Source organism: Intrasporangium mesophilum (assembly GCF_054783095.1).
Window position 1 is genome coordinate 112,827 of record NZ_BAAGRF010000010.1, and the last position, 20,567, is coordinate 133,393.

19 protein-coding genes are annotated in these 20,567 nt (G+C 71.3%); 13 read left to right on the forward strand and 6 right to left on the reverse strand.

Annotation, left to right across the window (positions count from 1 at the left end; translation table 11 throughout):
• Window positions 1-10: 10 nt before the first annotated feature.
• From ACYVLP_RS09875 to mutM, 4 genes are read left to right on the forward strand one after another with little or no spacing between them, the layout of a single operon-like run.
• Complete coding sequence (locus tag ACYVLP_RS09875; RefSeq protein ID WP_460627163.1) at window positions 11-586, forward strand: YceD family protein; 576 nt, start codon at window positions 11-13, stop codon at window positions 584-586.
• A gap of 1 nt (window position 587) precedes the next feature.
• Entirely contained in the window at window positions 588-782 is a 195-nt protein-coding gene (gene rpmF / locus ACYVLP_RS09880) for a 50S ribosomal protein L32 (protein WP_452268560.1), read from the forward strand.
• A gap of 19 nt (window positions 783-801) precedes the next feature.
• Window positions 802-1,566 carry a ribonuclease III gene (gene rnc, locus ACYVLP_RS09885; protein ID WP_460627164.1) on the forward strand — a complete coding sequence of 255 codons (765 nt, stop codon included), beginning with the start codon at window positions 802-804 and terminating at the stop codon, window positions 1,564-1,566.
• A 6-nt stretch (window positions 1,567-1,572) separates the two neighbouring features.
• Entirely contained in the window at window positions 1,573-2,427 is an 855-nt protein-coding gene (gene mutM, locus ACYVLP_RS09890) for a bifunctional DNA-formamidopyrimidine glycosylase/DNA-(apurinic or apyrimidinic site) lyase (RefSeq protein ID WP_460627165.1), read from the forward strand.
• A gap of 33 nt (window positions 2,428-2,460) precedes the next feature.
• On the opposite strand, the gene ACYVLP_RS09895 is transcribed toward mutM, so the two are convergent.
• The 3 genes from ACYVLP_RS09895 to ACYVLP_RS09905 form a co-directional block, all read right to left on the reverse strand.
• A complete protein-coding gene (locus tag ACYVLP_RS09895; protein ID WP_460627166.1) occupies window positions 2,461-2,787 on the reverse strand; it encodes a hypothetical protein in 327 nt (108 codons plus the stop codon).
• Window positions 2,788-2,800: 13 nt separating this feature from the next.
• On the reverse strand, window positions 2,801-4,558 hold the full coding sequence (locus ACYVLP_RS09900; RefSeq protein WP_460627167.1) for a sodium:solute symporter family protein: 1,758 nt from the start codon (window positions 4,556-4,558) through the stop codon (window positions 2,801-2,803).
• Between the two features lie 66 nt (window positions 4,559-4,624).
• Window positions 4,625-5,893 carry an NAD(P)/FAD-dependent oxidoreductase gene (locus tag ACYVLP_RS09905; RefSeq protein WP_460627168.1) on the reverse strand — a complete coding sequence of 423 codons (1,269 nt, stop codon included), beginning with the start codon at window positions 5,891-5,893 and terminating at the stop codon, window positions 4,625-4,627.
• Between the two features lie 24 nt (window positions 5,894-5,917).
• Here ACYVLP_RS09905 and ACYVLP_RS09910 point away from each other — a divergent pair, with 24 nt between their 5' ends.
• From ACYVLP_RS09910 to ACYVLP_RS09925, 4 genes are all read left to right on the forward strand, one after another.
• The gene (locus ACYVLP_RS09910) at window positions 5,918-7,216 is read left to right on the forward strand and encodes a hydroxyacid-oxoacid transhydrogenase (RefSeq protein ID WP_460627169.1); all 1,299 of its coding nucleotides are present in this window, start codon (window positions 5,918-5,920) and stop codon (window positions 7,214-7,216) included.
• A 42-nt stretch (window positions 7,217-7,258) separates the two neighbouring features.
• Window positions 7,259-9,178, forward strand: coding sequence for a M3 family metallopeptidase (locus ACYVLP_RS09915; protein WP_460627170.1), 1,920 nt, complete (start codon window positions 7,259-7,261; stop codon window positions 9,176-9,178).
• A 10-nt stretch (window positions 9,179-9,188) separates the two neighbouring features.
• A complete protein-coding gene (locus ACYVLP_RS09920) occupies window positions 9,189-10,031 on the forward strand; it encodes an MOSC domain-containing protein (protein ID WP_460627171.1) in 843 nt (280 codons plus the stop codon).
• Between the two features lie 202 nt (window positions 10,032-10,233).
• Window positions 10,234-10,767 (forward strand): DUF1269 domain-containing protein, encoded by a 534-nt coding sequence (locus ACYVLP_RS09925; RefSeq protein WP_460627172.1) that lies wholly within the window; start codon window positions 10,234-10,236, stop codon window positions 10,765-10,767.
• A gap of 56 nt (window positions 10,768-10,823) precedes the next feature.
• Here ACYVLP_RS09925 and ACYVLP_RS09930 read toward each other — a convergent pair whose 3' ends face one another.
• Together ACYVLP_RS09930 and ACYVLP_RS09935 are read right to left on the reverse strand one after the other, a co-directional pair.
• Window positions 10,824-11,816, reverse strand: coding sequence for an alpha/beta fold hydrolase (locus ACYVLP_RS09930; protein WP_460627173.1), 993 nt, complete (start codon window positions 11,814-11,816; stop codon window positions 10,824-10,826).
• Window positions 11,817-11,866: 50 nt separating this feature from the next.
• On the reverse strand, window positions 11,867-13,843 hold the full coding sequence (locus ACYVLP_RS09935) for an acyltransferase family protein (protein WP_460627174.1): 1,977 nt from the start codon (window positions 13,841-13,843) through the stop codon (window positions 11,867-11,869).
• A 153-nt stretch (window positions 13,844-13,996) separates the two neighbouring features.
• Between ACYVLP_RS09935 and ACYVLP_RS09940 the strand changes: the two genes are divergently transcribed.
• Complete coding sequence (locus ACYVLP_RS09940) at window positions 13,997-14,308, forward strand: acylphosphatase (protein WP_460627175.1); 312 nt, start codon at window positions 13,997-13,999, stop codon at window positions 14,306-14,308.
• An 18-nt stretch (window positions 14,309-14,326) separates the two neighbouring features.
• A complete protein-coding gene (locus ACYVLP_RS09945) occupies window positions 14,327-14,629 on the forward strand; it encodes a chorismate mutase (protein ID WP_460627176.1) in 303 nt (100 codons plus the stop codon).
• Between the two features lie 18 nt (window positions 14,630-14,647).
• Here the strand turns inward: ACYVLP_RS09945 and ACYVLP_RS09950 are convergent, their stop codons facing one another.
• Window positions 14,648-15,295 (reverse strand): MSMEG_1061 family FMN-dependent PPOX-type flavoprotein, encoded by a 648-nt coding sequence (locus tag ACYVLP_RS09950; protein ID WP_460627177.1) that lies wholly within the window; start codon window positions 15,293-15,295, stop codon window positions 14,648-14,650.
• A 146-nt stretch (window positions 15,296-15,441) separates the two neighbouring features.
• On the opposite strand from ACYVLP_RS09950, the gene smc reads away from it, so the two are divergent.
• The 3 genes from smc (at window position 15,442) to ftsY (ending at window position 20,553) form a co-directional block, all read left to right on the forward strand.
• Window positions 15,442-19,023, forward strand: a complete 3,582-nt coding sequence (gene smc, locus ACYVLP_RS09955; RefSeq protein WP_460627178.1) for a chromosome segregation protein SMC — start codon at window positions 15,442-15,444, stop codon at window positions 19,021-19,023.
• Window positions 19,024-19,094: 71 nt separating this feature from the next.
• Window positions 19,095-19,274, forward strand: coding sequence for a hypothetical protein (locus tag ACYVLP_RS09960; protein ID WP_452268544.1), 180 nt, complete (start codon window positions 19,095-19,097; stop codon window positions 19,272-19,274).
• A gap of 64 nt (window positions 19,275-19,338) precedes the next feature.
• A complete protein-coding gene (gene ftsY, locus ACYVLP_RS09965) occupies window positions 19,339-20,553 on the forward strand; it encodes a signal recognition particle-docking protein FtsY (RefSeq protein ID WP_460627179.1) in 1,215 nt (404 codons plus the stop codon).
• The last annotated feature ends 14 nt before the right edge of the window (window positions 20,554-20,567 follow it).

A 20,567-nucleotide genomic window follows, 5' to 3' on the forward strand; every position in this document is an offset into this window, starting at 1 on the left:
CGCAGGAGTCATGGACCGCCCCGATCCCCGTTCGCCGCTGGTGCTCGACACCAGAGAGCTGAACAGGCGACCGGGGACGATGCACGAGCTCAGGCGCACCGTGACGTTTCCCGACGACCTCGGCACGGACGTCATCTCGATCAAGGCCGGCATGCCGGTGGAGGTCGAGGTGCGGCTCGAGTCCGTCGTGGAGGGCGTCCTCGTGACGGGTTCGGTCAGCGGCACGGCGACCGGCGCCTGCGTGCGGTGCCTGGATCCCGTCGAGATCGATGTCGAGGGGACCTTCCAGGAGCTGTTCGCCTACGCCGATCGGGCGGCGCACCACCACGAGGTGGCAGCCGACCACGACGAGGACGACGTGCACGAGCTGGTCGGTGACCTCATCGACCTCGAGCCCGTGCTCAGGGACGCCATCGTGCCGACGCTGCCGTTCCAACCGGTGTGCCGGGACGACTGCCCGGGGTTGTGTTCCGAGTGCGGAATGCGCCTCGCGGACGACCCGGACCACCATCATGAAGTGATCGACCCCCGATGGTCGGCGCTCAGCGGGCTGCTGGGCAACGACCCGCAAGAGAAGAGGAACTGACGTGGCTGTCCCGAAGCGGAAGATGTCGCGCTCCAACACCCGTTCGCGTCGTGCGAACTGGAAGGCGACGGCGACCACGCTGACCACGTGCCCCCAGTGCGGTGCGGCGACCCAGCCGCACATCGCGTGCCCGTCCTGTGGCACCTACAAGGGCCGTCACTACGCCGCCGCCGAGCGCACCGAGCACCAGGCCTGAGCATCCGGTGGGCAGCCCCGTGAGCGACCTTGCGTCAGGGGATGTTCCGACGGTGCCGCAGCGGCCCGTCGATGCGCTGGTCAGCCACCTTAATGAGGTGGTCGGCCAGGACATCGACGAGCCGCTGCTTCTGCGCGCCCTGACCCATCGGTCCTACGCCTACGAGAACGGCGGCCTGCCCAACAACGAGCGCCTGGAGTTCCTCGGCGACTCGGTGCTCGGCCTCGTCGTGACCGAGACGCTCTACCGCGAGCACCCCGACCTGCCTGAGGGCCAGCTGGCCAAGCTGCGCGCGGCGGTCGTCAACATGCGCGCCCTGGCCGACGTCGCCCGCACCTTCGACCTCGGCGAGTACGTCATGCTCGGCAAGGGCGAGGAGGCCACGGGCGGCCGTGACAAGGCCTCGATCCTGGCCGACACGCTCGAGGCCCTCATCGGGACCGTGTTCCTGTCCACCGACATCGACCACGCGGCCACGTTCGTGCATCACCACTTCGACGGCATCATCGAGGAGGCCGCCACGCTCGGCGCGGGCCTCGACTGGAAGACGAGCCTGCAGGAGATGGCCGCTGGCGCGTCGCTCGGGTCTCCGGAGTACCACGTCGGCGAGCAGGGACCGGACCACGAGAAGGAGTTCCACGCCCGCGTCGTCGTCGGCGAGGAGGTCCTGGGCGAAGGGCGCGGCAGGAGCAAGAAGGAAGCCGAGCAGAAGGCCGCCAAGCAGGCCTGGCACACGCTCGAACGCCGCCGCACCGACGCGGACGCCAGCCTGCCGCAGGGCTGAGGGCCGGTGCCCGAGCTGCCCGAGGTCGAGGTCGTGCGGCGCGGCCTCGAGGACCACGTCGTCGGCCGCCACATCACCAGAGCCCGGATCACCGGGGTGCGGGTCGCGCGCCGCCACGACGCGGGCGCGGGCGACCTCGCGGCTCGCCTGCACGACGTCACCGTCACCGCCGCGGCGCGCCGCGGCAAGTACCTCTGGCTCGCCCTCGGCGACGAGGACGCACTGGTGGTGCATCTCGGCATGAGCGGCCAGATGCTCGTCGAGCCCGCGGACGCGCCGCTCGAGAGGCACTGCCATGCCCGGTTCGACTTCGCCGACGAGGGGCCGCAGCTGCGGTTCGTCGACCAGCGCACCTTCGGGGGACTGTCGCTGTCACCCCTGGGTGCGGACGGCATACCCGAGTCCGTCGCGCACATCGCGCCCGACCCGTTCGAGCCCGCCTACGACCAGCGCTCCGTCGTGGCCCGGATGAAACAGCGGGACAGCGCGGTGAAGCGCGCCCTGCTCGACCAGGGGCTCGTGTCCGGGATCGGGAACATCTACGCCGACGAGGCGCTCTGGCGGGCCAAGATCCACGGCGAGCGGATCTGCTCGGCCCTGACCAAGCCGGCTCTCGCCCGCGTCCTCGACCACGCCCACGATGTCATGGCCGAGGCCCTCGGGCAGGGCGGCACGAGCTTCGATGCCCTCTACGTCAACGTCAATGGCGCGAGCGGGTACTTCGACCGGTCGCTGCACGCGTACGGCCGGGCGGGCACCCCGTGCGACCGGTGTGGCGCGATCATGCGACGCGAGCAGTTCATGAACCGCTCTTCGTTCTCCTGTCCCGTGTGCCAGCCGCGACCGCGCCGCCGCGGCTGACATCGCCCCCCGACGGCGCGCCCGGCGCCTCTGCTAGTGCCTTCGCGGAGCCGGCCGCGTCGGGTCGTCCTGGACCGGATCGACGTGGTCGGGCACGACGATCGGCCGCAGCCGTGCCCACAGCATGAAGCACGCCGCGCCGACGAGCATGATGATGCCGGCCCAGAGGTTGGCGTTGACTCCCCCCGTGCGGGCGTAGGCCTTGTCGCCGAAGATGCCCATCAGGGTGAGGATCAGGCCGTAGATGCCGATGAGCCCGCCGATGAAGTTGCGGATGTCGAAGGCTCCGGCCGTATGCCGCTTCGACCTCGAGTCGTCGGGCGTCGTCGGAAGGCTCAGGTCATCGGGCTGTTCCGTCATGTCGCAGCTCCTCTCAGAAGGCGATGTTGAGGACGATGACCATCGCGAGCGCGACCCCGGCGAGCGGCAGCGTGCGCTGGTACCACGGCGCCCGTGCCTCGTGCGGGTCGATGAGATCCTCGCGCGGGGTCTCGGAGTAGACGAGACCGCGCAGCTCGGAGGCGGGTTTGGGCTGGGTCCGGAAGGACACGAACACGCTCACCGCGACGTCGACGATGAACGCCGCCGAGGCCGCGAGGAAGGCCGCGCCCTGTCCCTCGATCGGCAGGACGCCGCGGCTCAGGCTGCCGAAGGCGTCCTTGCTCAGGAACGCGACCAGGACCGCGGCGAGGGTGCCGCTCACGAGGCCCACCCAGCCGGCCGTCGGTGTCATCCGCTTCCAGAACATGCCGACGATGAAGGTCGCGAACAGCGGTGCGTTGAAGAAGCCGAAGAGCGTCTGGAGATAGTCCATGACGTTGGAGAAGGAGCTGGCGACGATGGCGGTGAAGATCGCGATGACCGTCGCCGCGACCGTCGCGAGGCGGCCGATCCGCAGGTAGTAGTCGTCCGAGTGGTCCTTGCGGATGTAGCGCTGCCACAGGTCGTAGCTGAAGACGGTGTTGAACGCCGAGATGTTCGCGGCCATGCCGGCCATGAACGCGGCCAGCAGTCCGGCGATCGCCACGCCGAGCAGGCCGTTGGGCAGGATGTCGCGCATGAGCAGCAGGAGGGAGTCGTTGTACTTGACGCCCTCGCCCGACGCTCCTCCCGGCGGGGAGCCGCCGTTCTTGAGCTGGCCGATCTCGGGCACCATGACCGCGGCGATCATGCCTGGGACGATGACCAGGAACGGCACGAACATCTTGGGGAAGGCGCCGATGATGGGGGTCCGTCGCGCCGCGGACAGCGAGTTCGAGGCCATCGCTCTCTGGACCTCGACGAAGTTGGTCGTCCAGTAGCCGAAGGACAGCACGAAGCCGAGCCCGAAGACGATGCCGACGACCGACCAGAACGGCGAGGAGAACCCGGAGAGCGCCTCACCGGGCCAGGAGTGGAGCTGCTGGTCGGCGGGCGGGACGCCGGCGGCGGCCGGAGCCCGGTCGGCGAACTCGGTGATCCGGTCCTTGAGGCCCTGCCAGCCGCCGAGCCGGTGCAGGCCGATCAGGGTCAGCGGCAGCAGCGCGGCGACGATGACGAAGAACTGGAGCACCTCGTTGTAGATCGCCGCGGAAAGGCCGCCGAGCGTGATGTAGGACAGCACGATCACGGCAGCGATGAGCAGTGCGACCCACAGCGGCCAGCCGAGCAGGGCGTGGACGATCGAGCCCAGCAGGTAGAGGTTGACACCCGCGATGAGCAGCTGCGCGATGGCGAAGCTGATCGCGTTGACCAGGTGCGCGCCCGTGCCGAAACGGCGGAACATGAACTCCGGCACCGATCGGACCTTGGAGCCGTAGTAGAAGGGCATCATCACGACGCCGAGGAACAGCATCGCGGGGATCGCGCCGACCCAGAAGTAGTGCACGGTGGAGATCCCGATCTCGGCGCCGTTGGCCGACATGCCCATGATCTCGACGGCACCGAGGTTGGCGGAGATGAACGCCAGGCCGGTGACCCAGGCAGGCAGCGAGCGGCCCGAGAGGAAGAAGTCGATGGAGTCGGACACGGACCGCCTGGCCAGCAACCCGATGCCGAGAACGAAGACGAAGTAGAGCGCGATGATGACGTAGTCGACGGCGTTGACGCTAAGGAGAGTGCCCGCCGTGGACAGGCCTGCCACTGACTGCATGCGATCAGTCCCTTCGTTTTGCGACGTTTTGTCACGCTAGCGCAGGGGCCCGCGCCTGGCGCGTCATCACACCGTGGCGTCGTCGACGCTCGTGAGGAGTCGCTTGAGGGGGACGGTCACGTCGGCGGCCGCATCGGCCGGGATACTCATACCCTTCTCCAGGGCTCGCTTGACAGTGAGGTAGTCGGCCGAGGACCCGACGGACTCGGTCGCGATGAGCAGCCCGTCGCGGTAGCTGAGGATGGAGAACGCCTCGGCGCCGAGGTCGCCGCGCACCACGACGTGGTCGGCGCCGTGAGGGAGCCCGGCGATCTGGAGGCGCAGCTGGCCCTGGTCGCTCCAGAACCACGGCACCTGCCGGTATGCCGCGGGGCGTCCCACCAGCGTCGCCGCTGCGGCGCGCGCCTGGTCCGTCGCGTGGGGCACGCTCTCGAGGCGAGTCGGCCCGGGCAGGCCCCGGATGAAGGGGTTGGGGCCGACCGCGCAGTCGCCGGCGGCCACGGTCACGCCGTCGGAGGTGAGGGCATACTCGTCGACGACCACCCCGCGCCGCTCGACGACGAGGCCGAGCTGCTCCGCGAGCTCGGTGCGCGGGGCGACCCCGATGCCGACCACGACGAGGTCGGCCGTGAGCGTGCGGCCGTCCTCGAGCTGGACGCCGGAAGCCCGGCCGTCCCGGGTAGTGACACGAACAACATTGGCGTTGAGGAGAACTCGCGTGCCGCGGCGCTCGTGCGCGGCGAGGTAGAAGTCGGACAGCAGGGGGGTGACCGAGCGCCCGAGGAGCCGGTCGGTCGCCTCGACGACGGTGACGTTCGCGCCGAGCAGGCGGGCGCCTGCCGCAACCTCCAGCCCGATGAAGCCACCCCCGACGACAATGACCTCGCGGGCATCCCGGAGAGCGGGTGCGAGCCGGTCGGCGTCGGCGAGGGTGCGCACGGACAGGACGCCGTCCGCGTCGGCGCCGTCGACCGGCAGGGCCCGGTTGGCCGCGCCCGTGGTCAGAGCAAGGCGGGCGAACTCGACCTCGCGGCCTGCGCGCGTCGTCGCCCGGCCGCCCGCGCGGTCGCGGGCGATCTGCGCGACCGGGTCACCGGTGACGAGGGCGATCCCGTGCTCGGCGAACCATTGCGGGCCGTGGAAGACCAGTGACTCGCGGTCGTGCTCGCCGCGCAGGTAGGTCTTGGACAGCGGCGGGCGGTCGTAGGGCGGCTCGGCCTCGTCGCCGACGAGCATGACGGGCTCGGTGTCGCCGAGCTCGCGCAGCGCAGTGACGAGTGAGATGCCGGACTGGCCGGCTCCGACGACGAGAGTCCCGGTCCGCTCGGCTGACATGCCTCCCAGCGTAGGGTCCGCATCATGACGTGGACGGCAGCCAGGCCCGAGTCCGTGTTCACCTACGGCGCGCCCATGCTCAAGTTCGGTCCGGGCGCCGCGGACGAGATCGGCCACGACCTCGCCGCGCTCGGCGCCCGACGGGTGCTGCTCGTCACGGACCCCGGGCTGCGCGAGACCGGGATGCCGGAGCGCGTCGCCGGGCGGATGGCGGCCTACGGCGTCGTGGCCGTCGTGCACGACTCGGCCCACGTGGAGCCCACTGACGCGAGCCTGGAGGCGGCGGTCGAGCGGGCCCGTGCGGACGGGCCGTTCGACGCGTTCGTCGCGGTCGGCGGGGGGTCGTCCATCGACACGGCCAAGGCGGTCGACCTGATCCTGACCAACGGCGGGTCGCTGATGGACTACGTCAACGTTCCCGTCGGGGCCGGCCGCGCGCCGATGTCGCCGCTGGCCCCACTCGTGGCGGTGCCGACCACGACCGGCACCGGCGCCGAGAGCACGACGATCTGCGTGCTCGACGTGCTGGCCCTCAAGGTCAAGACCGGCATCAGTCACGTGCGCCTGAGGCCGACGCTCGCCGTCGTCGACCCGAGGCTCACGACGAGCCAGCCCTCGGGGGTGACCGCGTCGGCCGGGATGGACATCCTCTGCCACGCACTGGAGAGCTGGACCGCCCGTCCGTACACCTCTTTCGAGCGCAAACAGCCCGGGGAGCGGGTGCCGTACTGCGGCAGCAACCCCATCTCCGATCTCTGGGCCGAGCGCTCGATGGCCTTGCTGGGCAACGCTTTCCGCAGAGCGGTTCGTGACGGGGAGGACGAGGCCGCTCGGGGTGAGATGGCGCTCGCGGCAACGTTCGCGGGGCTCGGGTTCGGCAACGCCGGAGTCCACATCCCGCACGCGAACGCATACCCGGTCGCCGGCCGGGTCCGCGACTTCCACCCCGACGGCTATCCGCCCGGCGAATCCCTCGTGCCACACGGCATGGCGGTGGCCCTGACGGCACCCGAGGCGTTCCGATGGACGTTCGACGCAGCACCCGAGCGTCACCTGGCCGCTGCCCGGCTGCTCGCTCCGGACGAGCCACCGAAGGTCGACCCGGGCGACCCGTCCGGAGTCCTTCCCGCCGTGATCGTCGGCCTCATGCGCGACATCGGGATGCCCAACGGCTTGGCGGCCGTGGGCTATGAGGAGTCCGATGTGGGGGCGCTCGTCGAAGGGGCACTGAAGCAGCAGCGGCTGCTTGCGACCAGCCCGAAGCCGGTCGGGGCGGACGACCTGACCAGCATCGTCACGCGGTCGCTTCGGCTCTGGGAGTAATCGGTCGACGCGGCGTCGCTCCGGCGGCATACAGTGCCGTCTGTGACGACCGAGGCCACGCACCTGACCATGCCCGCCGACCGAGACTGGCTCGAGTGGGTGGGAGCCCGCGGCGACGACCAGCTCGCCCGCGCCCGAGCGCTCGTCGACGCGCTCAAGGCCGACCCGCCGCGCGACCCGCTGGAGGTGCTCCGCACGTGGAACGACGCGCAGGTCGCGCTGTCGAACGCCGCGTCGGTGGCCTCACTGTTCTCCGAGGTGCACCCCGACAAGGAGGTGCGCGACCGCGCCGAGGCGGTTGCCCAGGAGGTCCAGAAGCTCGACACCGACCTCGGGCTCGACCAGGAGCTGTATGCCGTGTTCGCCGGGCTCGACGCCGGGGGCCTCGATGCCGACGCGGCGCGAGTGCTCGAGCGGACTCTCCGGGACTTCCGGCGCTCCGGTGTCGACCGCGACGAGGCCACGCGGGAGCGCCTGCGCGAGCTGAGCGAGCGCGCGATCCTGCTCAGCCAGGACTTCAGCAAGAACATCCGCGAGAACGTCCGCAGCATTCGCATCGAGCCCGAGCGCCTCGTCGGTATGCCGCAGGACTGGGTCGAGGCTCACCCGGCCGCCGAGGACGGCCTCGTCACCGTTACCACCGACTACCCCGACGTCGTCCCCTTCCGCACCTTCGCGCACGACGCGCAGGCGCGGCGCGACCTCGTCACCGAGTTCCTCACCATCGCCTGGCCGGACAACGACCAGGTGCTGCAGGACATCTTCGCCGTCCGTCGCGAGCACGCCACGCTGCTCGGCTACGACACATGGGCCGACTACGACGCCGAGGTCAAGATGATCGGCAACGGGAAGGCGATCGGGGAGTTCATCGAGCGCATCACCGAGCTGTCCACGTCGAGCGCCGAGCGTGACAAGGCCGTCCTGCTCGAGCGGCTCCGGCAGGACCGACCCGACGCCACCGACATCGACGGGGCCGACATCTTCTACTACGGCGAGCTGGTCCGCAAGGAGCAGCTCGCGGTCGACGCACAGCGCGTCCGCACCTACTTCCCGTTCGAGGCCGTGCGCCAGGGACTGCTGGACGTGACCGGGCGCCTCTTCGGGGTCGAGTGGGCACCCGTCGCCGACGCCGGCACGTGGCACGACGAGGTCGCGACCTACGACGTGTCGTTCGGCGGGGAGCGGATCGGCCGGATCCACCTCGACCTGCACCCTCGCGACGGCAAGTACAAGCACGCCGCCCAGTTCGACCTCGTGCGCGGCGTCACCGACGTCCAGCTCGCCGAGGGCGTGCTCGTCTGCAACTTCAACCGCGGGCTCATGGAGCACGACGAGGTGGTGACCCTGTTCCACGAGTTCGGGCACCTCGTGCACCACGTCCTGGCCGGGCGCCAGCAGTGGGTGCGCTTCTCCGGGGTCGCGACCGAGTGGGACTTCGTCGAGGCGCCGAGCCAGATGCTCGAGGAATGGGCTTGGGACGCAACGGTGCTCGCGACCTTCGCGCGCAACGCTGACGGTGAGACCATCCCGCCCGAGCTCGTCGAGGCCATGCGCCGGGCCGACGACTTCGGCAAGGGCTACGACGCGCGCACGCAGATGTTCTACGCCGCGCTGTCCTACGACTTCCACGTCAACCCGACCGACGACCTCACGGCCAGGCTGCGCGACCTCATGGCGACGTACTCCGTCTTCCCGTACCTCGCCGGCACCCACATGCACTGCCACTTCGGGCACCTCGACGGCTACAGCTCGGCCTACTACACGTACATGTGGTCGCTCGTCATCGCCAAGGACATGTTCTCGGCGTTCGACCGCAGCGACCTGTTCGACCCGGAGGTCGCCGGGGCGTACCGGGACAAGGTGCTGGCTCCCGGCGGACGACGGGACGCCGCCGACCTCGTCGAGGACTTCCTCGGGAGGCCGTACACCTTCGACGCGTATGCCGCGTGGCTCGCCGAGTGAGCAGGGTCGCGTGAGCACGCTGCGCGTCACGGGTCTCAACGTCTACCCGGTCAAGTCGCTCGCGGGCGTCGCACCACAGGCGGCAGCGGTCGACGCGCGCGGCCTGGTCGGCGACCGTCGCTGGGCCGTCGTCGCACCCGACGGCGCCAAGGTCACGGCGCGCGAGGAGCACCGGCTGCTGGGGGTGCGCGCCGAGCCGCTGGCAGATGGTGCCGTGCGGCTGTGCGCCCCGGGCGCGGAGGCCGTTGTCGCAGTCCCGCCCCGCGACGGTGCCCCCGTGCCGGTGGGCTTCTGGGGACAGGCGAGCGCCGTGCCGGGATCCCTCGAGGTCTCCGAATGGCTCTCGGAACGGGTCGGGCGGTCGCTGCGGCTGGTCTGGCAGGACGAGGACATGGTCCGGCCGATCCGGCCCGACCTCGGGGGGCAGCCGGGCGACCGCAACTCGTTCGCCGACGCAGCGCCCGTCCACCTGACGTCGGAGGCGTCCCTGACGCGCCTCAACGACTGGGTGCTCGAGACAGCCCTCGAACGGGGCGAGGAGCCTGCCGAGCCGCTGCGCCAGGAGCGGTTCCGGCCCAACGTCGTCGTTGACGGGGACGAGCCCTTCGCGGAGGACTCGTGGTCGGTCGTGCGCATCGGCGACGTGCCGTTCCGGGCGACGATGGTCGTCGACCGGTGTGTCATGACGACGATCGACCGCGTCGAGCTGCATACGACGAAAGAGCCGATCCGCACCCTGGCGCGCCACCGCAAGTGGGACGGCGCGACGTGGTTCGGCATCCGGCTCACACCCGTGCTCCCGCTGGCTGCCGGCGCGCACCTGCGGGTCGGCGACACCGTCGTCCCCACCTGACCTGCTCACCCGCAACACACCCGGTAACCGTCAACGCGACCCAGTTGCAACTGTGGTGCCTTGACGGTTACCGGGTGTGTTGCGGAGGTGGTGTGCATCTCACCCGCTGCGTGTGACGCGGCGCGGCGTCCTGGCAACGGACGATCGGTGAGCGCCCTGTGATGCCCGCGGGCCGCGAACCGACGAATCCAAGGGGATCCAGATGGCTTTCGACACGTACATGGTGCTGGCGGCGTCCTACGAGTCGGAGGAGGCTGCCGTCGCCGACTTCGAGGCGGTGCGTGAGCTCTACAAGGAGTCCGGGCTCATCGACACCTACGACGCGGCGGTCCTGACCCGCGGCGCGGACGGCAAGGTCAAGATCGTCGAGAAGCACGAGCAGCCCACCCGGCAGGGAGCGTGGGGAGGCCTCGGCATCGGCCTGGTCGGCGGCGCCGTCGTGGCGCTCTTCCCGGCGGTCGCCCTCGGTGCCGGGCTGCTCTGGGGCGGCGCCACCGGGGCCGGCCTCGGCGCGCTCGCCGGGCACGTTGCCGCAGGCATGAGCCGCTCGGACCTCAAGGAGCTCGGCGAGCTGCTCGACCGGGGCCAGAGCGGGCTCGTCGTCGTCGCCGCGACCGACCTCGAGCGACGGGTCGAGGCGGAGCTGAAGCGGGCCGAGAAGGTCGAGAAGAAGGAGCTCAAGGCCGACGAGAAGGCCCTGGCGGGCGAGATCGACGCGGCCGCTGCTCCTGCATAGACGAGGTGCCATACCTTTGGCGCCTCGCTTCGCTGCGGCGCGTGCCGCGGCGCCCGTTAGGCCTTGCCTTCCTCCGCTTCGCTCGCTGGGCTCGATGGCGCTTCTGGTACGTGGCCGCGGTGCAGCTCGTACGCGCGGGCCTGGCCGGGGGAGTCGGGGTCGTCGACGATCGCCTGGTCGTCCATGAACTGGCGGATGACGTTCGCGAGCTCGCCCGGGTGGCTGAAGTTGATGGCGTGCGCGGCGCCCTCGATGACGACGAGCAGCGCGTGGCTCTCGGTCCTTCCGGCGACCTCCCGCAGCCTCGGCGGCAGCGGCATGAGCGGGTCGCGTGAGCCGATCACCGCCATCGTCGGCACGTCCATGGCCAGCAGGCGGTCCAGGGCAGGGAAGCGGGTCAGCGCCTGGAAGAGTCGCAACGTGCTGGGCAGCCCGAACCGGAGGTAGTCGGGCGCGGCGACACCGATGAGCCGCGCCGGCTCCCGTATGCCGTCTCGTGCGAGCTGCGTGACCGCGCGCCCGAGTGGCTGGTTGTGCAGCCCGCCGGCCGGGGCCACGAGGATGGCACGCTCGATCCGCTCGGGAAAGTGGTAGGCGAGCTCGCAGATCACCGCGCACCCCATGGAGTTGCCGACGAAGCTGGCCCGTTCGATGCCGAGTGCGTCGAGGAACGCAGCGGCCGCGCGGGCGAGCCCGGTGACGTCGAGAGGGTCGGCGGCGTTGCCGCTGCGGCCGAAGCCGGGGAGGTCGGGCACGAGCGTGCGGAACTCACCGGAGAGCCGCTCCGCGGTGGGCAGCAGGTAACGGCCGGAGAGCCCGAACCCGTGCAGGTGAACCATGACCCTGGATCCCGGGTCGGGCTGCGGTGTCTCCCGGAAGAAGACGCGGACGCCGTCGATCGTGGTCCACCGTTCGGCGAGCGTCGTCGAGGGCCGCGTGAAGCGGCGTGGAGTCCCGTGCGGTGACCGAGGCATCAGGCTGCCGCGAAGCCGCGCGGCAGCGGCGACGAGGGCTTCACGGCTCGGTCGAGAGCCCGCGCGTAGGTCCATGGGTCCGTCCTACTGCATCCGCGGCCTGTGGACACCGGAGTTCGCCACGATCACGGGATCGGGAGCTCCTTGAGGACCACCTGCTTGCCGGTGTGGCGCTCGGACAGGTCGGCCAGGGCCTGGCGAACGGTCTTCGAGAACAGGTGTGCGCCCTTGATCGTCGGGTGAACGCGGTCGGACTGGACCTGCTCGGGGTGCGCGCGCACGGCCGAAGCCCAGTCGGCGACGATGACATTGGGCCGGTCGCGCGCGATGAGGTCGAGCGTCGTGTTGTCGGTGTCGATGCGGGAGAAGGGACCCATGATGTTGACGAGAACGACCATGCGGTTCGGTCCCAGGAGGTCGAGCACCTTGTCCGCCTCGTCCTCGTCCACCCCGGCGTTGGTGCCGAACGCCAGGATGACGGCCCGCCGGTTGTCGGCCCCACGCTCGGTGACCTGCGTGACCGCGTCGGACCACCGCCGGTTGGACTTCGCGTCGATGCGGATGCCGGGGAAGTAGTAGCGCAACGCCTGCAGGCTGCCGACCATGATCGAGTCGCCGTAGGCGTCGATCTCCGGCCCCGCCGGCATCGTGAACGAGGCGTTCCTGGCGATCGGCGCCGTGCTTGGCGCGGCGCTGGGTGCAGTGCTGGGCGCAGTGCCGGTGCGAGGGGCGGCCGTCGTCGAGCCGGCGGGGGAGTCCGGCTGCGCATCGGCCTCGTTCGCGGCCAGCATGCGGGCGGTCTCGCTCATGTCGGGGGCTGTGGCGAGCACGACCGCGGTGGTCACGGCGAGCACCGCGGCGCCCACCGCGACGGCTTGCTTCGCTCGCCGGCCCAGCCCACCGATCCGGGTGCGCCCCATCGCGGCCACCCCGCGGAAGCCGCGGGTGCGGAACGGGCTCTCGACCAGACGGAAGGTCAGGTCGGCGAGCGCCAGCGTGACGACGACGCACCAGAGCCGGGTCAGCCAGAAGCTCGTCGTGCCCGGCGCCGCCGGGTTGTCCAGCGCGACGAGCAGGATCACCGGCCAGTGCCACAGGTAGATCGAGTATGACCTGGCCCCCACCCACGTCGGCGCCGGATGACTCACCATGCGCTGCCAGAGAGTGAGCCGGCCGGGACGCCGGTCGAGGACCCCCATGACAAGGACTGCGGTCGCGACCGAGGCGAGCGCGATCCCGCCACGGAACGTCAGTGTCGACTCCTCGTCGAGCAGGACCATCTCGGCCAGCAGCGCGGCGGCAGCCAGCGGGACGGCATACGGCCCGAAACGTCCCCACCGTGACGGCAGGACTCGCTGGGACAGGCGCGGGCTCGCCCAGGCGAAGGCCACCGCTACGCCGACCATGAGACCCACGAGGTGGGTGTCGGTGCCGTAGTAGACCCGCGTGGCGTCGCTGCCCGGCACGAACTGCAGGGCCATCAGCAACGCCGAGGCCGCACCCGCGACCACCGCCACGCCGACACGGACCCGTCCGGCCGTGGCGAGCAGCACGATGGTGACGAACGGCCACAGGAGGTAGAACTGCTCCTCGACGGCCAGCGACCAGAAGTTCATGAACAGCTGCGGCGCAGTCTGGTCGAAGTAGCTGGACCCCGCGGTGATCTCGACCCAGTTCGTCGAGAAGGTCAGGGCGCCGAGGACCTGCCGCTCGATCGAGACGAGGAGGTCCTGGCTCACGAGGCGCGCCATGAGGACGCTGACCAGCACGCAGAGCACCAGCGCGGGCACCAGCCGGCGGGCGCGGCGCACCCAGAAGCTCGAGAGCGCGACCCGGCCGGTGCGGCGATGCTCCCGGACCAGCAGGGTCGTGATGAGGAAGCCGGACACGACGAAGAAGACGTCGACACCGAGGAAGCCCCCGGGCAGCCAGGACGCGTTGAGGTGGTAGACCAGCACCCCGACGATGGCCAGCGCTCGCAGCCCGTCGAGGCCCTCGATCCGCCCGGGACGCGCACGCCCCTCGGGCCGCTGGCTGGTTGCCGCGGCTGCGTCGGCGGAGTGTCCGGAACCTTCCGCCCGAGAAATGGCCGACGTCGTCACGTCGCTCCCTCCTTGGGCCCAGGGTGGGTGGAGTCACCACGGTGCCTGGAGTGAGCATAGTTACGGTTGGGGCTCGGGTTGCGGAGGCACGCGGGGGCCCGAGGGGCAGCCACGTCATCCCAGGGAGGCTCGCGAGCGGCATACGGTGTGGGCATGTGCCCCGACCCGCCCGCGACCCCGGACCCGGTGCGCGTGACGATCTTCGTGCGGGGCTGGGTGCAGGGAGTCGGCTTCCGGTGGTGGGCGCGCGCGACGGCGCTGGAGCTCGGTCTCGCCGGGCACGCCCGCAACATGCCCGACGGGCGCGTCGAGATCGTCGCGCAGGGGGACCGAGACTGCGTGGCGCGCCTCGAGGAGCTGCTCCGGGAGCAGCCGTCGACCACCCGACGGCCCGGTCACGTGGAAAGCGTCGTCGTGCAGCCCGGCGTCCCGAAGGACGGAATCCGCGGATTCGACGAACGGTGACCCACCTAGGCTGACCGGATGAGCGAGCCGCCCGATGTCCCGGCCGAGCTGCTGCGGCTGCGCAGCAGCATCGACAACATCGACGCCGCGCTCGTGCACCTGCTCGCCGAGCGGTTCAAGTGCACCCAGCAGGTCGGCCGGCTCAAGGCCGAGCAGCACCTGCCGGCCGCGGACCCCGCCCGCGAGGAGCGGCAGATCGCCCGGCTCCGGGCGCTCGCGGACGAGGCGGGTCTCGACCCGGTCTTCGCGGAGAAGTTCCTCAACTTCATCATCGCCGAGGTCATCCACCACCACGAGCGCCTCGCCAACGGCGAGGAGTGACGCGCGACCCAGCGGCGCTCAGTAGAGCGTGGCGTCCTGCCTCGCGTCCAGGGCGGCGTCGTATGCCGCTGCGTCCTGGTCTGAGGTGAAGCCGCCCGCCTCGCGGGTGAGCTGCCCGGCAGTCGGCAGGGAGCCGCGGTCGACGTGGGCCTCGTTGTCCCACAACCGACTCCGCTTGATGGCACGCGCGCACTGGAAGTAGCAGCGCTCGACGGTGACGACGATGACAGACGCGGGGCGCTTGCCCTGCACCTCGTGCCGGGCGAGCTCTTCAGGGTCGGTCGAGAGGATCGCGGTGCCGCGGACGCGCAGCTCCTCGCCCAGTCCCGGGACGAGGAAGATCAGGCCGACGCGAGGGTCTGCCACGATGTTGCGCAGAGTGTCGAGGCGGTTGTTGCCCCGCCGGTCGGGAATGACGAGCGTGCGCTCGTCGCGGACCACCACGAAGCCCGGGTGGTCGCCCCTCGGCGACTGGTCCAGACCGCCCGCGCCCACCGTCGCCACGACGACGAACGGTGACGCCTCGATGATCCTGGCCTGCCCCGGGGTGATCGTCCGGGACTCCTTGGCGATCGAGTTGACCGCCGGTGCCGTGGGGTAGACCTCGAGCAGACGCTCGAGGCTCGTCACGGCGTGGGGGTCTGCTGAGGGGGTCGTTCGGGTCACCCGTACACGGTATGCCGTGAGCACACCTCGTGCGGTCGGCCGCCCCTTCCGCCTCGCCCGGCGTCCGCGGACGTCCCGGAGGTGCCGGGCCGCGGCTAGTACGCTGACCGGGATCGTCGCTGGCTGGACAAAGGAAACTCGGGTTCGTGTACGTCAAGAGCCTCACCCTGAAGGGCTTCAAGTCCTTCGCCTCGGCGACCCACCTGCGCCTCGAGCAAGGGATCACCTGCATCGTGGGGCCCAACGGCTCCGGCAAGTCCAATGTCGTCGACGCGCTCGCGTGGGTGATGGGTGAGCAGGGCGCGAAGTCGCTGCGCGGCGGCAAGATGGAGGACGTCATCTTCGCCGGCACCGCCGGGCGGGCCCCGCTCGGCCGGGCCGAGGTCGCGCTGACGATCGACAACTCCGACGGTGCGCTGCCGATCGACTACACCGAGGTGACGATCGCCCGCACGATGTTCCGCAACGGCGGGTCCGACTACTCCATCAACGGCACGCCGTGCCGGCTGCTCGACATCCAGGAGCTGCTCTCCGACAGCGGCATCGGCCGCGAGATGCACGTCATCGTCGGCCAGGGCCAGCTCGACACCGTGCTGCGGGCCACCCCTGAGGAGCGCCGGGGCTTCATCGAGGAGGCCGCGGGCGTCCTCAAGCACCGCAAGCGCAAGGAGCGGGCGCTGCGCAAGCTCGAGACGATGGAGGCCAACCTCACCCGCGTGCAGGACCTCACAGCCGAGATCCGCCGCCAGCTGGGACCGCTCGGCCGGCAGGCGGAGACTGCCCGCAAGGCCGCGGTCATCCAGACGGACGCCCGCGACGCCCGGCTCCGGCTCGTCGCAGACGACTTGGTCCAGCTCACCTCGACGCTCGAGCAGGAGGTTGCCGACGAGTCGGCCCTCATCGAGCGTCGCACCGAGGTCGAAGCGGCGATGTCGGGCTTCTCCACCCGGCTGGGCGAGCTCGAGACCGCGGCCGAGCGGTCCCGGCCGGCCCTGGCGCAGGCGCAGGACGAGTACGTCTCGCTCGGACGGCTGGTCGAGCGGATGGCCTCCACCCGCTCGCTGGCGGCCGAGCGCGTCCGCCTGCTCAGCGAGGACGACGAGCCCGAGGCGGGCGCGCAGGCACGCGACCCCGAGCAGCTGCGCGAGCAGGCCGCGAGGGTCCGCGAGCAGGAGGCCGAGCTGCTCGCCGAGATCGCCGAGGCGCGCGAGTCACTGGAGGAGGCGGTGCTGCTGCGCACCGCGGCCGAGCGCGATGTCGCCGAGGAGACCTCGCGCCTCGCGCGGGCCACCCGTGCCGCAGCGGACCGGCGCGAAGGCCTCGCCAAGCTCGGCGGCCAGGTCGGCGCCCGGGCCTCGCGCGTCGAGGCACGGGAGGCCGAGCTCGGACGCTTGCGCGCCACCGTGGAGCAGGGGCTCGCCCGCGCCGCGGAGGCCGAGCACGAGTTCGCCCGCCTCGAGGCGACCGTCGCCCAGGACGAGGAGGGCGAGCAGGGGCTCGACACGGCATACGAGGAGGCGGCGGCGCGGCTCGAGGCCGCGGAGGCAGAGCTCGCCCGCTGGAAGGACGCCGAGACGGCCGCCGACCGGGCCCGTACGGCCGCATCGGCCAAGGTCGAGGCACTGGAGCTCAGCCTGAGTCGCAAGGACGGAGCCGCAGCGCTGCTCGCTGCCGCCGACGAGGCCCACGCCATCGTCGGCTCCGTCGCCTCGCTCGTCACCGTCCAGCCGGGCCTGGAGAACGCCGTGGCGGCAGCGCTCGGGTCGGCAGCGGAGGCGCTCGTCGTCGGGTCCCTCGACGCCGCAGCGACCGCGCTCGATGCGCTCCGCGCGTCCGACTCCGGCCGCGCGAGCATGCTCGTCGCCGAGTCCGCGACCCGGGTCGACCCGGCGGCATGGCCACGCCTCGAGGGCGACGGCCGCTGGGCCCGCGACGTCGTCACCTGCCCCGACTCGGTGCGACCCGCCGTCGAGCAGGTGCTCGAGCGTGTGGCCCTCGTGGCCGACCCCAGCGCCGCGACGCGCCTGGTCCGCCTGCACCCCGGCGTGACGGCGGTGACCCGCGACGGCGACGTCTACGCACCGGGCACCGTGCGCGGCGGGAGCCAGTCCGCGCCCAGCCTCATCGAGCTCCAGGCGGCTCTCGAGGACGCCCAGTCGGTCGTCGCGGCAGCCACCCGTGACGGTGAGGAGGCGAGGTTCCGGGTCGCCGGAGCCCAGGCCGCCCTCCGCGACCTGAACGACGACGTCGAGGCGGCGCTCGAGAAGCTCAACGAGAGCGATGCCCGAATGGCCGCGGTGGCCGAGAAGCTCGGCACGCTCGGGCAGACGCTGCGCGCAGCGCGGGCCGAGGTCGACCGCACCGAGCACGCGATCTCCGACGCCACCGCCGCCCTCGAGAGCGACCAGCTGGAGCACGCGGCCCTGCTGGAGCGCCTCGACGCGGCCAGTGCCGAGGGCGTGGACGACACCGACCCGTCGACCGAGGAGCGCGAGCGCCTCGACGAGGTCGCCCGCGAGGCACGGGCGGCGGAGACCGAGCTGCGGCTGGCGCTGCGCACCCGCGAGGAACGGGCCCGGGCGTTGAAGGACCGCGCCGAGGCCCTCGAGCGCTCGGCCCTGCACGAGGAGCAGGCCCGCGAACGACTCGCGGCCCGGCGCGAGCGGCGCCAGCGCGAGGCTGCGGTCGCGGCCGCCGTCGGCACCGCCGCGGGCTGGGCGCACGCTCTGCTCGTCGAGTCCGCGGAGCAGGCCGGCCGCGCGCGGGCTGCCGGTGAGCAGGCCCGCACCGAGCGCGACGCCGAGCTGGCCGTGGTCCGGCGTGACATCGCGACCCTGCAGGCCGAGCTGCGCGAGCTCACCGACTCGGTGCATCGCGACGAGGTGGCCCGCGCCCAGCAGCGCCTCCGGATCGAGCAGCTCGAGACCAGGGCCGTTGAGGAGCTCGGCATCTCGCCCGAGGCGCTGGTCGACGAGTACGGCCCGCACCGTCCAGTGCCGCTCGTGCCCGACCCGGACGCCGATCCCGATGCCCCGCTGCCCGACCCGGTGCCGTTCGTGCGGGAGGTCCAGGAGAAGCGGCTCCGGGCTGCCGAGCGCCGGCTGAACGCCCTCGGGAGGATCAACCCCCTTGCGCTGGAAGAGTTCTCGGCGCTGGAGGAGCGACACAAGTTCCTCACGGAGCAGCTCGAGGACCTCAAGAGCTCGAAGCGCGACCTGCTCGACATCGTCAAGGAGGTCGACGAGCGCGTCGAGCGGGTGTTCGCCGAGGCCTTCGAGGACACCGCGGTGCAGTTCGAGCGGGTCTTCCAGCGGCTCTTTCCCGGTGGCGAGGGTCGGCTCGTGCTCACCGACCCGTCCAACATGCTGACGACCGGTCTCGAGGTCGAGGCCCGTCCACCCGGCAAGAAGATCAAGCGCCTCTCGCTGCTGTCCGGTGGAGAGCGGTCCCTGGTCGCCGTGGCGCTGCTCGTTGCCATCTTCAAGGCCCGCCCATCGCCGTTCTACATCATGGACGAGGTCGAGGCCGCACTCGACGACGCCAACCTCGGCCGCCTCATCACGCTGTTCGAGGAGCTGCGCGACAGCTCCCAGCTCATCGTCATCACGCACCAGAAGAAGACGATGGAGATCGCCGACGCCCTCTACGGCGTGAGCATGCGCGGCGACGGCGTGACCACCGTGGTCTCGCAGCGCCTGCGCGACGTCGCGGACCAGCGCTCGGCCTGAGCTGGGCCGCGGTTGGGCGGGTCCCGGCGAGTCCACGTCGTCACACCAGTCACATGTGTCACTCTGGTCACATGCTCCTCCTGGTCCTCGCGATGCTGACTGCCACCGTTCTCGGGGTTGCGGTCGTCGGCTACGTCGCGGTGCCTGCGCATCGGGGCGGCCGCGGCCTGCTCACCCAGAGAGGACTCGACGTCGCGCTGTCGGTGCGACGGCGGTTCGCAAAGGTCGGCACTCGCGCACGCACCCACTGACAGGGCACCTGGCGAGCGGCATACCGCTGAACGACCCGGGAGGAGGTCCGGTGCCCGTGGTTGGATGGCTGGCGTGGACACAGCCCTGATCTACGTCATCATCGGCGTCGTCATCCTCGCGGGGATCATCGCGTTCGGCGTCAACCTGATGCGCGGTCGCGACCGCGGTGGCGCGCCGACCATCGAGCGGAAGGCGCCGCCGGCGAAGCCGGGTCTGCCCGGTGAGGATCTTGACCGGCGCCCACCGCCGGAGTCCACCGAGGTCGCGGCGCCACCAGGCGCCCCGACCGCCGCCCCGGAGGCGCCCGAGGTCGAGGCACCCCCGGAGCCGACCGCGCCCGCCATCGAGCGGCCCGAGTCCGCCCGGGGTCGCCTGCAGCGCCTGAGGGCCCGCCTCGCGCGCTCCAACACCTCGATCGGCAAGGGCCTGCTCGCTCTGCTCTCCCGCGGCAAGCTCGACGAAGAAGCGTGGGAGGAGGTCGAGGACACCCTCATCGGCGCCGACCTCGGCGTCGACGCGACGACCGAGCTGGTCGACTCGCTGCGTACCCGCGTCAAGGTCGACGGCGAGACGGACGAGGCGACCGTGCGTGGCTGGCTCCGCGACGACCTGCTCACCCTCGTGCAGCCGGAGATGGACCGTCGCATCGCGTCACGAAGGGTCGGCGACCGTCCGGCCGTCATCCTCGTCGTCGGCGTCAACGGCACCGGCAAGACGACCACCGTCGGCAAGCTCGCCCGGGTGCTCGTCGCGGAGGACCGTGACGTGCTGCTCGGCGCCGCTGACACCTTCCGCGCGGCGGCCGCCGACCAGCTGGAGACCTGGGGCGCGCGCGTGGGCGTGCCGACGGTGCGCTCCGACCGCGACGGCGCCGACCCGGCGGCGGTCGCCTTCGACGCCGTCAAGGCCGGCATCGAGCAGGAGGTCGACGTCGTCATCATCGACACCGCTGGCCGCCTGCACAACAAGGTCGACCTCATGAACGAGCTCGGCAAGGTCAAGCGCGTCATCGAGAAGCAGAGCGAGATCGACGAGGTGCTCCTCGTCCTCGACGCGACCACGGGCCAGAACGGCCTCCAGCAGGCGAAGGTCTTCGCCGAGGCAGTCGACGTCACCGGCATCGTGCTGACCAAGCTCGACGGCACCGCCAAGGGCGGCATCGTCGTCGCGGTCCAGCGACAGCTCGGCGTCCCGGTCAAGCTCGTCGGACTCGGCGAGGGCCCCGACGACCTCGCCCCCTTCGACCCAGCAGCCTTCGTCGACGCCATAGTCATGTGATGGTTCGGCGCGCG